Annotated in this window: 1 protein-coding gene; it reads right to left on the reverse strand. The window is 67.8% G+C overall.

The annotated features are described in order from the left end of the window. A partial coding sequence (locus tag ACFWZ2_RS43660; RefSeq protein ID WP_384555364.1) for an AMP-binding protein occupies positions 1–1185 on the reverse strand: 1185 nt, incomplete at both ends.

A 1185-nucleotide genomic window follows, 5' to 3' on the forward strand; every position in this document is an offset into this window, starting at 1 on the left:
CAGGCGGACGGCGAGGAGGGAGTGCCCGCCGAGGGCGAAGAAGTTGTCATCGACGCCGACGCTCTCCAGCCCGAGAGACTCGGCGAAGACCTCGCAGAGGATCTCTTCCCGGCGGTTGGCGGGGGTGCGGCCGCTTCCGGTGGCGCACTCGGGCGCGGGCAGTGCCTTGTGGTCCAGCTTGCCGTTGACGGTCAACGGCAGCGCGTCCACAACCACGACCGCCGACGGCACCATGTACGACGGCAACCGATCCGCAGCGAACCCACCCACACGGACCGGAAGTTCCGCCCCATCTCCGTCCGCGACCACATACGCGACCAGCCGCAGCTCCCCCGCAACATCCTCGCGCACCACCACCGCGGCCTGCGCCACACCCGGGCACCCGGCCACCACCGACCGAACCTCACCCGGCTCAATCCGGAACCCACGGATCTTCACCTGCTCATCCGCACGCCCCACAAAAACAAGCTCACCCCCGGCAGTCCACCGCACCACATCCCCCGTGCGATACAACCGCCCACCCGCCCCACCAAACGGATCAGCCACAAACCGCTCCGCCGTCAGCGCAGCACGCCCCACATAGCCGCGCGCCAGCTGCGCCCCACCCACATACAACTCACCCGCGACACCCGGAGCCACCGGCCGCAAGAACTCATCCAGCACAAACATCCGCGTATTAGCCACCGGACCGCCAAAGGACACCGCCCCCCGACCATCCGGATCCACCCGGCCCACCGCCGTGATCACCGTCGCCTCAGTCGGCCCATACGCATGCACCAACCGGCGACCCCGCGCCCACGCCCGCGCCAACGACGGCTCAATCCCCTCCGAACCAACCACCATCGACCCGACCCCAGCCAGATCCCCCACATCCAGCACCGCCAACAACGACGGCACCAAACTCGCCGACGTCACCCCCGTCGAGGCCACCAACTCCCGCAACAAACCAGGCTCAGCCCGCTGAACCGCCGACGCCACCACCAACGCCCCACCCGACGCCAACGACACCGCCACATCCAGCACCGACGCATCAAAATTGAACGAAGCGAACTGCAACACCCGAACACCCGGACCCACCCCCATCAACGGCCCGAACACCGACACCAGATTCGCCAACGCCCCATGACCGACCGCCACACCCTTCGGCCGCCCCGTCGAACCCGACGTATAGATCACATACGCCAG

It is taken from the genome of Streptomyces sp. NPDC059002, assembly GCF_042740435.1.
GTDB lineage: Bacteria > Actinomycetota > Actinomycetes > Streptomycetales > Streptomycetaceae > Streptomyces.